The following is a 14,450-nucleotide window of genomic DNA, read 5'->3' as shown; positions in this document are numbered from 1 at the left end:
TTTCTCTCTGCTTACGGCTATAATCTTTTTTTGACCGCATTTTTTGCATATTGAACAAAACACCATGTTGCTTTCATAAAATGCAGCCGTTCGATCTCCCTGTAAACAAACCATGTTTTTTTCGCAGCCTTCCACTTATTGCTGGAAATTGAGTTGCCTACAAGCCGATATTCAGCCAGACACTCCTTCATTCCATAAGCGGTAAATCCTTTTTTTAAAAGAGACAGCCATGTGGCCAAGTCCTGTCGCGTTCTGATATTCGGCATTTGGATCTGTCCCGTCTGTTCCCTGTCAATCATCACCGTCAAACAGCCGATAATTGTATTTTTCAAGGCATCCTCGTACGTTAGACTTTCTGGAGCGTGAATAAATTTATCGAGCGGGGTCCCGTCCTGTGTCATTAAGCTGTAGCCTGTGAAAGAAAACGCACAAGAACGCTTCATCATAAAATCAAGCTGCTTTTCCAATTTATCCTTTTTCCATTTATCATCACTGTCCAGAAACGCTACATAACGCCCTTGAGCACGCTCCAATGCTTTATTTCTCGCAACCGCGGCTCCGCTGTTCTCTCCCAAACAAACCACATGAATTCTTTCATCTAACTTTTCATACTGCTGTAAAATATCGTGTGTGCCGTCTGTCGAGCAATCATCCACGATAATCATTTCCCATTGAGAATAGCTCTGTTCTAACACTGACAGTATCGTGTCTTCAATATAGTCACACGCATTATAAGAAGGCGTAATGACAGATACGAGAGGTTTCCACTTGGTCATGATCACATCTCCATCGCATGATTTTAAAAGGATTCCCTGAAAAATTCAGGAATGACAACGAACATAAAGGCAATCGTGAGGCCGATCATAACGCCGAGAACCGCTTCCTTTTTCGGAGACATTCCTCCGCCTGCTGACGCTTCACTTGCGGTTTCAGAATCAGTGATACTGGCTGCTTTCAGATTGAGCTGTGTGTTTTTCAGCTCATACAAGAATCTCTCTTTATCCACTTTGGAATCCTCGCTTACTGTCGCGCCTTCGAGTGCGTCTATGCTGCGACGGATGACGGATTCTCTTTCTACATACAGCTTTTGATCGTTTTTGAGAAAGGCAGAAGAAATGCTATTTAAGACGAATTCCGTTCTCTCCTTGCCTTTGTCGCTATAGCTCAATGTCAGTAAAGATTTAGATTCCGTTTTGATGGTTAGCTTTTCTTTGATTTCTGCCAAGCCTTCATCCTTTTCGTCAGGAAGCGCCTCCTTCAAAAAAGAATCACTCTTGAGCAAAAGCGGAATCTCCTCTGTGCTGTTATAAACCGGATGATCATAGCTCCCCAAAGCCAACGTGTCCTCGGCTGTGTAGCTCTTTGGTTCAGCGATCTGCGACGGCAGGAAATATCCTACTGCACCTAATATAAGGGGCACTGCAATGATCCAAATGATATTTTTTTTAATGCGCCGGGCTATTCTTATCAATATATCGTTCATATCAGTCTCCCTGCTTTTTGTCGTCTGTTTATCTGTACATCGGTTCAGCCATCTGTCTGGATCGTCTTATCACATTCACAGCGGCGATGGCGAGCGCCAGAAACACCCAATGGAAAAATAAATTTGAAACTGAACTTGGGCTGATACTGGATACGAGGAAACTGACCAGAGCGGTAATAAGCCCTTCTGTGATCAGTTTTGACCGATTTTCTAATTTTCTTTCATAAAATGTGTAAAGCACCCATATGAGGTAGGCATAAACAGCAAGATATCCCAGCATGATGAACAAGCCAAAGTTAGCGAGAATTTCAACAAGCCAATTGTGTACCTCTGCCACATTGTCAGTATCATATAAAGCGTGGTGCTCAAGATAATAGGATACATTTCCTGCGCCGACTCCGAATCCATATGAGTCAAGGAAAAAGTGCCATGCGTTTTTCAGCAGATTGGCCCGGGCTACATTTGATGGAAGCCTGTCATGAAATGAATGCAGCGTCTGCGGCGCCAAAAACAGCTCCCAAAACTTTGAATAAATTCGGGTGGCGAAAAGAACGGCAAAAATGGTGATTCCCGCCGCTGACAGCCATATCGCCAGTTTCTTTAAGACAGGCGGCAATACAATGAAGATGTAGACAGCAATACCTGCAAAAACCCCTAGAAGGCTTGCTCTTGAACCTGTGGCAAAAATTAAATACAACGCACAGAGCGATAGCAAAAGACCGATCGCTTTGAGGTATCCATTTTTTATGTTTTTCACCATTGTGAGGTAAAAAAAGAAGCTGATCGATAAAAAGGTTGCAAAATCATTTTGGTTAAAAAAGACTGAGGTCGGATAATGCTGCTTATATTCCGGCCCGCTGTACAACGTAGAGCTCGAGAGATGATGATGGGTGATATGATTGTAGAAACCAATGATCATCAGGAGTACTGTCATCACCAGCCAAATGGCATAAACAATCAGCAGCCGCTCCATTTTTTGCACGTGCATGACAATGAGGTAAATGAATACGATCCCCATTGCCAATAAGGCCAAATATTTGATCCCAACTGTGACCGACTTAACCCACAGCAGTGAAACAAGACCGTATATAAACCAAAAGGCGAAAAAGAGCAAAATCCCTTTCACTTGCAGACCGTTCCATCTTTCAATCTGTGTCCGACTCCGTACCATGCCGATTACATGGAGGCCCCCCGCAGCAATAAGCAAAAGCCTGTAAAGGAACAAACTAAAAAATCCGAAATGAATAGCGAAAAATGCATGATTTAAAAAAGTACAGGCGATCAAAATATAGATGACAGCCATATAAAGCCGTTCTTTTGTTGTAAATGCGACGGCTAGCGTCAGCGCAAACAGACCGATCACCAACACCGCAAGCATAGCAGCCATCTGCATGAAACCTATATTTTCAAGGATAGCTTCCAGCAATAGGACGACTCCAAATATGGCAGCGGCCGATAACGCAAGCGTGTGGACCGCCGAACGTTTGATACTCACATGTTTAACCCCTTTCCTGATGTTTCAGGAGCCGGCGGCCGAGCCAAACAGCCGGCAGCTACAACCAAATAACACGTTTTCTTTTTATAAATTGACGTTTCCGAAGTCTTTAGCCAGTTCCTCGAATTGCAAGCCCTGAAAAGGGTTTTCAGCAGGTTCCGTCCCCCGAACAGCTGGACGTCCGATAGAGTGGTATATGTATCCAGCAGCCTGCATCTCCTCAAGTGAAAATAAATTTCTGCCGTCGATGATGATTGGCTGTTTTAAGAGGGTTTTCACTTTTACAAGTTCCATTTCTTTTACTTCCGGCCAATCTGTTAAGATCAGACATGCATCCGTGCCACAAATCGCATCATACACATTTGTGTAATACTCTGCCTGTTCGCCAAGAATCGCTGAGGCTTCAGGAATAGCGATCGGATCGTACGCTTTTACATGCGCGCCCAGCTGCTCCAGCATCGGGATAATATCAAGAGCAGGAGCTGATCTCACATCATTTGTATTCGGCTTGAAGGCCAATCCAAGAACGGAAATGATTCTCCCTTTGAGGCTTCCCATCACAGTTAAAAGTTTATCTACAATGTGAACGCGCTGCTTTTCATTCGTTTCAATGACAGCTTCAATGAGCTTAAATGGATAGCCGGCTGATTTTGCGATTTGCAGCAGCGCGGTTGTATCCTTCGGAAAACAAGAGCCGCCAAACCCAATACCAGCCTTCAGAAACTTTCTGCCGATCCGGCTGTCCAGCCCGACGCCGTCAGCAACTTTTGAAACGTCTGCGCCGACACGCTCACAAATGTTGGCGATATCGTTAATAAAAGAAATTTTTGTCGCCAGAAATGCATTCGCGGCGTATTTAATCATTTCTGCACTTTCTACGTTTGTTTTAATCACAGGAGCTTGAAAAGGCTGATGCAGCTCTTCAATGATGGCAGCAGCCCTATGGCTTGTTGAACCAACCACAGCGCGCTCCATATTCATCGTGTCATGAATCGCTGAGCCTTCACGCAGGAATTCAGGGTTGGATACAACATCAAATGAGTATCTTCCTTTTGAAGCTTTTTGAACGATTGATTGAACCAGCTTTCCTGTTCCGACCGGGACTGTGCTTTTATTTACGATCACTTTATAACCGTTAAGATACTCACCGATCGTTTTCCCTGCCGCTTTGACATACGTTAAATCAGCTTCACCTGTTTTGGACATTGGGGTTCCGACTGCAATATAAATAATGTCTGACGCCCGAATGGCGGACGGAATATCGTTAGTAAAGGACAGACGCTGATCGAGCACATTTTTTTCAACTAAATCGGCAAGCCCTGGCTCATAAATCGGAATCACTCCATTTTTCAGGCTTCTGATTTTTGATTCATCGTTATCACAGCAAACCACTTTATTGCCGATCTCTGCAAAGCAAGTGCCTGACACGAGTCCTACATAACCTGTTCCAATGACAGCTATTTTTTTCACAGCGTTCATCCCTCTCCCTATTTATATTGGTCGCAGTTTCTTGCGATTAAACAGACATTTTCACAACCCTCTGATAATGATGATGCAAAGCCTTGGCATTTTTTCCGGCGTCAAAGCGGGCCTGCACGATTCCATACAGATTATCTGCAATTTCCGGCTTCCATATTTGCTCATGCTCATATAGGATAATTGCTTCTGCCAAAGCTTCAGCAGACTTCGGTTTAATCAGCAGATGCCGGTGTTTTCCGAATAACGATGCCACGCCGCCCACATCTGTACAAATGACAGGAACCTTTAAGGCTAGGGCTTCAATCACAACAGTCGGCATTCCCTCACTGTAAGAAGGAAGCACGAATATGTCCGCCGCGAGTAGGTAGTCCCTTACCTGATGATTTGGCACTTGGCCTGTGACGATATGCCCTTTCTGAATCAGCATTGATTTTGCAGGGCCATCACCGACAAAAACCGCCTTAGGAGGTTCCTTTAACGACTCGATAGCTTCAGACAGTTCAAAAACGCCTTTCTCTTTGACAAGCCTGCCCACATAGACGGCCAGACGCTGATCGAGCGGGAGTCCGAGTTTTTTTCTCATTTCTTCTTTTGTCTGCTCATTCTCTTGAAAACGGCTGAGCTGTATGCCGATCGGCAAAACCGAGCTATCAAAGCCGGAAAGCTTTTTGGTTTCTTCTTGGAGCTTGCAGCTGACTGCTAAAACAGCTGATGCGGAACCTACCGCTCGATTGAAGGCCTTAAACGCTCCTTTGCTGTAATGCGGATACACATTCACATCACTGCCATGCAAAGTCAGGACATAAGGAATTCGCACTGACTCCGACACAACTGCGGCGGCCCCACCCGATGGCATAGCAAAATGCGCATGGATCAGATCCGGATGTAAGCCGCGCTGTTTCATCATTTTTAAAACGGCTGATGCAATTCTTCGGTGTGGCTGAGCCCATTTCAGCTGGCCGGGAACTGCCTGATAGAAAGGCCGGTAAATCGGTGTTCCCTTCCTCATTTCGTACTCCGGTCTGGCATCCTTTTTTCGATATGCCTTTTTCAGCATGCGCACAGGAGCTGAATGAAAAGGCCTTGGGCATATCACAGTGATATCAAGCCCGAGTTTTTGCAGCTCTTGCACCTGTGTCTCATGAAACACACCCTCACCTGGTTTTAGACTGCTCGGATATACGCTTGTGATCCACAAAATCTTCATGACAAACGTCCTTTTCTTAGTAGTTTGCTTTTCGTTTGAGGGTACGCTTTTACCAAAAGAAAGAGATAACATAGCGCCCCCGCCGCCACTGAAATGGCCAGCCGCATTTCTGCCTGCAGACTAAAGTGTTCCGTACCTAGACTTACAGCAAACGCGATGACGGCCATCACGGCTGTGATCAGAAACGGCTTCATAATCGACTGGAAATAAGCAGAAAGATGGAGCTTGATGACATGTGCAAGAAGCCAGCGCCCAATCAGAAAATTGAAAACACTGATGACGGCATACACCCATGCGACTGTCAGCAGGCTTCCCGTTTGAACGGCTGCAAACAGTGACAATCCGTATAGCAGCAACACACCGGAATCCCAATAAAACGCTAAATCCGCTCTTCCTTTAGCCAGAAGCACAGATCCATTTGGATTCATGAGCACTCTCAGTATCCCGACAATGGCCAAAACATTTAGGACCGGAACAGCAGCAAGCCATTTTTCTCCGAAAACCGCTGTGATAAAGGCGTCTGACACAGATACGAGCCCTATTAACAGCGGAAATGAGACGAGTGCCAGCATTTTTGTCATATTCAGAAAGCCTTCTCTGATCACACTGTTTTCATATTTGTTTTTTGCGAAAACCGGGAACGCTACTCGTGTCACAATTGGGTTGATCTTCAAAACAGGAATGGTGACAATCTGATAAGCAAGGTTATAAATCCCCAATGCTTCAGCACCGATAAACCGGCCGATCAAAATCATATCGATATTCGCTCCCAGCCTGTTCACAAGACGGGATGAAAGCTGAAAGGCACCGAAGGAAAAGAATTCCTTCATTCCCCTCAAATCAAAAACAAAAGCGGGATGCCATTTTTTCCGGTATACGGCCCAATATAAAATCCCTTTACTGGACTGCAGCAGCACTTGAGAAACGACATACGCCAAAATCGCATCCATCATAAAAACCGCTACCGCCAAATATCCGAATGACAATACATTTGATAAAATCTCAATTTTGCTTAACGTATTAAAATGCAGCTGCTTTTGCAGCATATACTGATACTGCTGTCCGATTGGCGCGATCAAAAACATAATCGCTAAAACCCGAATCAGAAGTGCCAGCTCTTCCCTTTGATAAAATCCCGCAATAATAGGACTGCTCACATATAAAAGAACAAACAGCAAAACGCCGGTCATCATGTTAAGCCAATACAATGTTGATAGCTGCCGATCCGTCGCATCATCTCTCTGAATAAACGCTGCGCCAAACCCCATATCAAGCACAATTTGAGCGAAAACAATAACCGTTGTGATCATACCGACAAGTCCAAATTCTGTTAAGGTCATCATATTTCCCAGCAGAGCAAATTGAACGATTTGTATGATTGTAATACACATGGTGGAAATACTTGTCCATTTTGCGCCGCTTATGATTTGTTTTGTAATACTTGGCATCATATTCCCTACTTCTTTTTAAGCTCAGATTGATGGTCATACAAGCCGTATTATCTCGCCCCATCACCTGTCCAGACTACTTTACAAGTTTTCAGCATAATTTTTAACTCTAACGTGAAAGTCAGATTGCGGATGTAATATAAATCAAATATCAGCTTTTCCTTCGGTGTCATATCGTAACCGCCGTTCACCTGAGCCCAGCCGCTCAATCCCGGTTTAACAGCCAGACGCTGTGTAAATCCCGGAATCTCATTTTGGAATATCTCCGTAAACACAGGACGTTCCGGACGGGGGCCAATCATACTCATATCGCCTTTCAGCACATTAAACAGCTGAGGAATCTCATCAATTCTCGTTCTTCTGATAAAAGCTCCGATCCTTGTCACCCGCGGATCTTGCTTCTGCGCCCAAACAGCTCCGGACTGCTCGGCATTTATTTTCATGGAACGAAGCTTATACAGCTTAAATGGTTTCCCGCCTTTCCCTACGCGTTCCTGCGTATATATGGCAGGTCCAGGCGTCTCCAAACAAATCAATACTGAAAATACTGCAATCACCGGCAGCGAAATCGCCAGTCCAATGAGCGCACACCATATATCCATTACGCGTTTTACTGCCAAATAACGAGCCTTCTTTTCAGACAATGTAAAAGAATGTATTTTCTGAACTGAGAATTCACGACTCACATTCATGCTTTTCTCTGCACTCACTGACACACACCTCACGATTTGTTTGGGATGTTATGATGACCTATGCCAGTCAGTTTAGCAGACGGATGTTAATTGGATGTAAATGGTATGTTAATGTTCGTTTGAATATTTCGACTTTTGTTTCTTTATTGTAAATCTATTCATTTCCACATTGGAGAAAGTCTATAATAAATAAATGTACAAAAAAACAGATTAGTCATCTGACTAATCTGTTTTTCTTCTTTTTAATAATAACCCATGATTCCTTCATATATTGCTTGAGCTGCTTTTTCCTGATATAAAGCACTCTTTAACTTACTTGCATCGTTCGCATTTGAAATGAATGCCAGCTCCGCTAAACTGCTCGGCATTGTTGATTCTCTGATCACATGGAAATTCCCTATTCTCACCCCTCGGTTTTGAGTGTTTAGGGCTTTATAAAGTCTATTTTGGATTTCTGTTGCGAGACGTTTGCTATTCGCTGACTCATACTTTGTATAATAGTATGTTTCAGTACCTGTTGCAGCAGGAGTTGCTGAATTGGAATGAATACTCACAAACAGGTTTGCATGATTGCTTTTGGCTTTCGCAACCCGTTCAGAAAGCTCTAAGAAAACATCTGTAGATCTCGCCATAATCGGTATCGCTCCGCCTGCGGAGAGCTTGCTGTTGACAAGCTTTGCCACGGCAAGGTTAACGTCTTTCTCCTTTAAACTATTACCGATCGCTCCGCTGTCATAGCCCCCATGCCCAGCATCAACAAATACCTTTTTCCCTACAATAGCATTTTTCAGCTGGTTTACAACATTATTAGTAACTGAAATAGTTCCCCCAAGTACAGTGAATGTGTTCTTACTGTTTGATCCAATGACTGTTCTTGTTGCAGTCGGCAGTGAACCGGCATCTGTAAACAGCATTGGCCGATTTTGTTTCGCTGCCAGCACAGATCCCGATAAAGCATCAGCATATTGATAGCCATTGCTGACAAATGCAGCTTTTGAGGAAGAATAATATTTCTTCGCTATATTCGCGGCCACTTCAAAACGGCTGTTTCCGCCTATTCTTGTTGGTGAAGGAAGCTGGCTGTAAACATTTTTAGAAACACTGATTTCTCCCCCAACCACAATAGTCGATCTTGTTCCTTTGCTGCTCATCGCACTTTTCGTTGGTGCAGGAATGGAGCTGGAAGTCGTCAGAAGAATTGGAATGCCGTTTCGCGCAGCATAAGAACCGATTGCCAGACTGTCAGCATATGCCATTCCATTTGCGATTACTGCTTTTGAATTTGAAGACATTTTTTTAGAAATATTTTGGGCAACTTCATAACGGCTTCTTCCGCCGATCCGTTCTACATTGGAAATCCCTAATTTTTTAATGTCATTTACAGTATTGTTAGAAACACTGATTGTTCCGCCAATGACGATGACCTTGCTCGGTTTGAGCTGGCTGATTCTGTTTTTCGTCGGCGTAGTCAGCTTAGATGATTCCGTCAATAATATCGGAGCATTGTATTTATAAGCTAAAGGAGCAGCTGTTAATACGTCGGCATATGCGTTGCCGTTCGCCACAACAACTGTGTCCGCACTGCTCCAGCCTTGTTTTGAAACATTCACAGCAACTTCATACCTGCTTACTCCATCCAGTCTTGTAACAGAGTTGGCAGCAAATGCATTTGGTACAAATAACACGACTCCTAATATCAACATCGGTATGCTTTTAAGAAAGATCTGCAAAGATAGTCCCTCCAAAGGATTGATAATGATTCATACATCAAATAACGAACGAAGGAGGCAATTTGCCTCCCTGCACTTCTACCAATCATTTAATAGTTTGATAGAGTCGTACCCGGATAGTAAAAACGTAAGATCGTTGTATAGGATTGTCCATCAGCAGCTCTCGCATTGGCGCCGTATTGGCTCATGCCTATGCCGTGTCCGTATCCTTTACCGCTAATGATAAAATCGTTGGTATTGCTTGAGACAGACACATATGTACTCTTCATATTCGAAGCGCCAAGCATTGTTCTCAGCTCTGTTGTCGGTACAGAAATGGTTGTCGTTTTTTCACTCAGGCTACCACTTGAAAGAATATAGCCCTTTGATTTTTCTTTTGCAAAATATGAGAATGTTACACTTGCTGTTTTCGGCCGATGGCCGGCTGTTTTCTCCGTGCTGAATTTCACACTGGATATTTTCGTGATTTTGATAGACTCGGCACTGCTGTATTTATTTTTAATAAACCAGTTTTTTAACCCGCTCAAATATGCTGAGTTTGTTTCATTTTTAGTGTTCCACCAAGATGCCGGGCTTTTGAGATTCAGACCGCTTTTATTAAGCTGGGTTTTACTTAATGACAATGACCAGCTGGTTTGCGGATCGTACGTATCTTTTTGGGCTTTTAAATAAGGAACCTGACTGCTCCACACCTCGTTGCTTGCTTCCGTGTAGCCGCCGTTACTTGAGGAATATGTAGCTGAAATCAAACCGCCATTGTATTTCAATAATTTTCCTTTTGTAGATTCTACCACTTCAGAAGTTTTCGAATTCCAGTCATAGCCGCCATATACCTGAAAAGCGGTGGTGTCTTGTACTACTTTCCCAACGGATCTGATGGAATACGTTCTGGCTGCAACTGCCTGAGCTTTTAACGCCTCTTTCTGCCAGCTCGCAGGCATCTCATGAGGAACAACACCTTTTAAATAATCTTCAAAAGGGATATTTACATTAATCGGGCGAACATACTTGCCTGACTCAATCGTAAATTTCATATTTCCGAGATACGATGTTCCATTCAGACTGATAGAATTTGTTTTTGCATATTTTTTAGGATTTGCTGTAAAGGAAGTTCCAAGCGTCTTGATGGCAGTATTGTTTTTATAAAGCACCAAGTTTCCGCCAGACAGCTTGACTGAATAGCCAGCACCTGCAAAAGTATCTGCCAGCTTGTTCTTCAGCGTATCACTGATGGAGATATTTCCTCCAAGAAGCGCAAATGACTGAGTCCCTTTTGATGCCACTACATCAGCGACTGGTGACGGCAGGCTTCCAGGTTCAACCAGCAGTAAAGGGCTGCCCTGCTTCGCGGCAAGTACAGATCCCGTCAATGCATCCGCAAATGTTTGACCGTTTGACATGAATACCTTTGTTGCTTTCATATTTAATTCTTTTATAATATTGGCAGATACCTGATACCGGGAAACCCCACCAATCCGTTTCACAGCGGCCTGCTTTTTCAATGTGTTTTCCACGCCAGTGCTGACACTCAACGGACCGCCGACAATTGTTACTTTACTCGGAATTTTGTAATCATTCCGGATATTATTGTCTCCCGCAAGTAAAATCGGATAACCGTTCATTGCAGCATATGGCGCGATTGACAGGGCATCTGTAAAGACCATGCCTGTTGCAACTACTGCTTGGCTGTAATTCCCCATTCGGTTGGCTATGTTTTTAGAAACCTCGTAGCGGGTTGCTCCGCCAATCCGATCGATAGAACCGTATTTTTTCAATGTGTTTTCTGTCTTTTTAGAAACACTGATTGTCCCGCCAATGATGAGAATATTGTCAGGATTTAGTTTTGCAATTTCTTTTTCTGTCTTGGGTGTGAGCGAATCCGCGTCTGTTAATAAAATCGGTGCATCGTACTTTTTCGCAAGCGGGGTCGCTGAGAGCGCATCGGCAAAAGCATCCCGATTGACAATGACCACAGTCGATGGATTATTCCATCCGGCAGTAGCTACATTATTGGCGACATCAAAACGGGTTGTTCCCCCATACCGCTCTGTATTCGCAATTCTTGAGCCAGGAATTTCATAGCCGCCTGTAATATCGACATTCAAGCTTGATTTGCTGCCTACATAGTTACTCAGCTTAACCGAAATGGTTTTATCAGCAGCTTTTGCAGACGGCATAATCGCCGGGCATGCAAGAGCCGCAGCAGTAACTGATGTAAGAAGCAAGAACTTCATTTTTTTCAAAAGATAGAACCCCCTAAGAAGTTTTTATTACTTTTCCTCAAGCTCCTTAAGCATTAAGGCGCCATTTGAATCCTTTGTATATTTGACAACAACTTTTTGTCCTTCTGACATGCTGTTCATTTTGTCCTGAAGGTCTGAACCAACCTGAATCGAAGTCTCTTTACCATCAATATCGACTGCAATCGTGTGGCTGTCCGCTAAACCGGCAAATGTGCCTTCCTTCGTGACAGTCTCTTCAGCAGCCGCATTTTTGCTATCTGAATTTGTTTCTGATCCTGATGAGTTCCCAGCTGTGCCGCACGCAGATAAAAGAAGCAGCATTGAGAACATTAAAATAGTAAGTTTTTTCATTTCTATATCACCTCTCCACTTTCTATCGACAATTTTAAGCATATTTTAAGGTGAGAATGAAAACAACGAAAAATTTTTGCGGATTTTCATAAAATACCGAAACATTTTTTACAAGCGGGCGTCTATTGTAAAGAATCAGACAAATTTTAGTTGTTTTCAAATATTAAGAAACTTATAATCGTACTAGATTACAAAAAAGCGAGGACTTATTATGAGAACTGATAAAAGAAAGAAAAAAAGAAAAGCGCTGCTTGTCATTTTAGCCATTGTGGCCGTATTTGTACTTGGCACAGGCTGCTACGCATACTATTTATGGCATAAAGCCGCTTCAACTATGGCAAGTATTCATGAAAGTATTGATAAATCTAATAAAAGGGATACAGAGGTCGACATCAACAAAAAAGATCCGTTTTCCATTTTAATTATGGGTGTGGATGAACGCGACAACGATAAAGGCCGTGCCGACACGCTCATTTATATGACAGTTAACCCTAAAACAAATAAAACTGACATGGTCAGCATTCCGCGTGATACGTATACAAAAATTATCGGAAAAGGCAAAATGGATAAAATCAATCATTCTTACGCATTCGGCGGGACACAGATGGCGGTTGACACAGTTGAGAACTTTCTTGATGTTCCGGTTGATTATTTTGTAAAAGTGAACATGGAAAGCTTTAGAGACGTGGTTGATACACTTGGCGGCATCACAGTAAACAGCACTTTCGCGTTCAGCTATGACGGCTATTCGTTCGGCAAAGGAGAAAACACACTGAACGGAAAAGAGGCCCTCGCTTATAGCCGCATGAGAAAAGAAGACCCGAGAGGCGACTTTGGCCGCCAAGACCGCCAGCGACAAGTGATCGAAGGAATCATTAATAAAGGCGCAAATATTTCTTCCATCACGAAATTTGGAGATATGTTTAAAGTCGTTGAAAACAATGTGAAAACGAATTTAACCTTCGATGACATGTGGGATATCCAATCCAATTATAAAGGCGCGCGTAAAAATATTAAACAGCACGAACTAAAAGGCACAGGAACGAAAATCAATGGAATTTACTACTACCAAACTGATGAAAATGACCTTTCCAATATCAAGAAAGAACTGAAGGAAAGCCTTGAGGATTAAAACAAAAAGAAGCTTTGCACAATGTGCAAAGCTTCTTTTTATTTGCCTGTAAATGAATCCGGATGCTCTTGCCGAAACCCGTAATGAAACAGCAATTCTTCAACAATCCGGCGAGAAGCCTCTCCATCACCATAAGGATTAGAAGCACGGGACATTTTTTTGTACTCATCATCATCCGTTAACAGCTGTTTTGCCAGCCGATAAATAGTGTCCTCATCCGTCCCTGCAAGTTTCAAAGTTCCAGCTTCCACTCCTTCAGGGCGCTCTGTCGTATCGCGCAGCACAAGCACAGGTTTTCCGAGAGATGGCGCTTCCTCCTGCACACCGCCTGAATCTGTCAAAATGAAATGTGATTTTGCCGCAAAGTTATGGAAATCAATGACTTCTAAAGGTTCAATCAGATGCACTCTGTCAGAATCGCCAAAATGCTTCTGAGCCGCATCCCTGACAACAGGATTCAGGTGTACAGGATAAACGACTTGTACATCGTTAAACTCTTCAACAATTCTGCGGATAGCCTTGAACATGTTTTTCATTGGCTCACCGAGGTTTTCCCGGCGGTGCGCGGTAAGCAGAATCATCTTATCCCCGCCTACCTGATTGAGAACAGGATGTGAGTAGCCGTCCCTCACCGTCGTGCGGAGTGCGTCAATCGCTGTGTTCCCTGTTACAAAAATAGAGTCGGCCTTTTTATTTTCTTTTAATAAATTGTCTTTCGCCTGGTCTGTCGGGGCAAAATGCAAATCAGCAATCGCTCCTGTCATCTGGCGGTTGAGCTCTTCCGGAAATGGGGAATACTTATTCCCTGTACGGAGCCCAGCCTCCACATGGCCGACAGCAATTTGATGATAAAAAGCTGCTAGGCTTCCGGCAAACGTCGTCGTCGTATCACCATGGACAAGCACAATATCGGGTTTGATGTCTTTAAACAGCTCATCCAATTTCACAAGTGCGTTAGACGTAATCTCTGCCAGTGTCTGCCGCTCCTTCATAATGTTCAAATCGAAGTCAGGCTTGATGTGAAAAGCATCTAACACCTGATCGAGCATTTGTCTGTGCTGTGCAGTGACCGTTACGCAGGAATCTATTTCAGGATATTTTTTCAATTCAAGCACTAGAGGTGCCATCTTGATCGCTTCAGGCCTGGTCCCGAAGACGGTCATGACTTTTAGTTTTTTCATATTTGTCAC

12 protein-coding genes are annotated in these 14,450 nt (G+C 43.5%); 1 reads left to right on the top strand and 11 read right to left on the bottom strand.

The features are described from left to right. Nucleotides 1-17: 17 nt before the first annotated feature. From tuaG to BTW01_RS15905, 10 genes are all read right to left on the bottom strand, one after another. Complete coding sequence (gene tuaG, locus BTW01_RS15950; RefSeq protein ID WP_162103965.1) at nt 18-776, bottom strand: teichuronic acid biosynthesis protein TuaG; 759 nt, start codon at nt 774-776, stop codon at nt 18-20. Nucleotides 777-799: 23 nt separating this feature from the next. Continuing rightward, the gene (gene tuaF, locus BTW01_RS15945; RefSeq protein WP_162103964.1) at nt 800-1,483 is read right to left on the bottom strand and encodes a teichuronic acid biosynthesis protein TuaF; all 684 of its coding nucleotides are present in this window, start codon (nt 1,481-1,483) and stop codon (nt 800-802) included. A gap of 28 nt (nt 1,484-1,511) precedes the next feature. Beyond that, entirely contained in the window at nt 1,512-2,978 is a 1,467-nt protein-coding gene (gene tuaE, locus BTW01_RS15940; protein ID WP_162103963.1) for a teichuronic acid biosynthesis protein TuaE, read from the bottom strand. Between the two features lie 84 nt (nt 2,979-3,062). Further along, entirely contained in the window at nt 3,063-4,448 is a 1,386-nt protein-coding gene (gene tuaD, locus BTW01_RS15935) for a UDP-glucose 6-dehydrogenase TuaD (RefSeq protein WP_162103962.1), read from the bottom strand. Nucleotides 4,449-4,494: 46 nt separating this feature from the next. Continuing rightward, on the bottom strand, nt 4,495-5,664 hold the full coding sequence (gene tuaC, locus BTW01_RS15930) for a teichuronic acid biosynthesis protein TuaC (RefSeq protein ID WP_162103961.1): 1,170 nt from the start codon (nt 5,662-5,664) through the stop codon (nt 4,495-4,497). After that, nucleotides 5,661-7,112, bottom strand: coding sequence for a teichuronic acid biosynthesis protein TuaB (tuaB, locus tag BTW01_RS15925; RefSeq protein WP_162103960.1), 1,452 nt, complete (start codon nt 7,110-7,112; stop codon nt 5,661-5,663). Before tuaB ends, tuaC begins: the two co-directional genes overlap by 4 nt. 50 nt (nt 7,113-7,162) lie before the next feature. After that, nucleotides 7,163-7,822, bottom strand: a complete 660-nt coding sequence (locus BTW01_RS15920; RefSeq protein ID WP_162103959.1) for an exopolysaccharide biosynthesis polyprenyl glycosylphosphotransferase — start codon at nt 7,820-7,822, stop codon at nt 7,163-7,165. 224 nt (nt 7,823-8,046) lie between these two features. Then, complete coding sequence (locus tag BTW01_RS15915; RefSeq protein WP_162103958.1) at nt 8,047-9,534, bottom strand: cell wall-binding repeat-containing protein; 1,488 nt, start codon at nt 9,532-9,534, stop codon at nt 8,047-8,049. Between the two features lie 89 nt (nt 9,535-9,623). Next, nucleotides 9,624-11,777: a SpoIID/LytB domain-containing protein gene (locus tag BTW01_RS15910; RefSeq protein WP_162103957.1), complete on the bottom strand. Its 2,154-nt coding sequence runs from the start codon at nt 11,775-11,777 to the stop codon at nt 9,624-9,626. Between the two features lie 27 nt (nt 11,778-11,804). After that, complete coding sequence (locus BTW01_RS15905; RefSeq protein ID WP_162103956.1) at nt 11,805-12,128, bottom strand: hypothetical protein; 324 nt, start codon at nt 12,126-12,128, stop codon at nt 11,805-11,807. Between the two features lie 211 nt (nt 12,129-12,339). On the opposite strand from BTW01_RS15905, the gene BTW01_RS15900 reads away from it, so the two are divergent. Then, nucleotides 12,340-13,260 carry a LytR family transcriptional regulator gene (locus BTW01_RS15900; RefSeq protein ID WP_162103955.1) on the top strand — a complete coding sequence of 307 codons (921 nt, stop codon included), beginning with the start codon at nt 12,340-12,342 and terminating at the stop codon, nt 13,258-13,260. Between the two features lie 38 nt (nt 13,261-13,298). Here the strand turns inward: BTW01_RS15900 and wecB are convergent, their stop codons facing one another. Continuing rightward, a complete protein-coding gene (gene wecB, locus BTW01_RS15895) occupies nt 13,299-14,441 on the bottom strand; it encodes a non-hydrolyzing UDP-N-acetylglucosamine 2-epimerase (protein WP_162103954.1) in 1,143 nt (380 codons plus the stop codon). Nucleotides 14,442-14,450 lie beyond the last annotated feature (9 nt).

The sequence above is a fragment of the Bacillus sp. SKDU12 genome (assembly GCF_010093085.1).
In the GTDB taxonomy this organism is placed as follows: domain Bacteria; phylum Bacillota; class Bacilli; order Bacillales; family Bacillaceae; genus Bacillus; species Bacillus mexicanus.
This window is presented reverse-complemented; position numbering and strand designations above follow the sequence as displayed.

What these genes read in the sequence shown, in the direction of transcription:
- tuaB (WP_162103960.1), bottom strand. Translation starts at nt 7,112, where the DNA reads ATGCCAAGTATTACAAAACAAATCATAAGCGGCGCAAAATGGACAAGT.
- BTW01_RS15900 (WP_162103955.1), top strand. Translation starts at nt 12,340, where the DNA reads ATGAGAACTGATAAAAGAAAGAAAAAAAGAAAAGCGCTGCTTGTCATT.
- tuaG (WP_162103965.1), bottom strand. Translation starts at nt 776, where the DNA reads ATGACCAAGTGGAAACCTCTCGTATCTGTCATTACGCCTTCTTATAAT.
- BTW01_RS15905 (WP_162103956.1), bottom strand. Translation starts at nt 12,128, where the DNA reads ATGAAAAAACTTACTATTTTAATGTTCTCAATGCTGCTTCTTTTATCT.
- wecB (WP_162103954.1), bottom strand. Translation starts at nt 14,441, where the DNA reads ATGAAAAAACTAAAAGTCATGACCGTCTTCGGGACCAGGCCTGAAGCG.
- tuaF (WP_162103964.1), bottom strand. Translation starts at nt 1,483, where the DNA reads ATGAACGATATATTGATAAGAATAGCCCGGCGCATTAAAAAAAATATC.
- tuaC (WP_162103961.1), bottom strand. Translation starts at nt 5,664, where the DNA reads ATGAAGATTTTGTGGATCACAAGCGTATATCCGAGCAGTCTAAAACCA.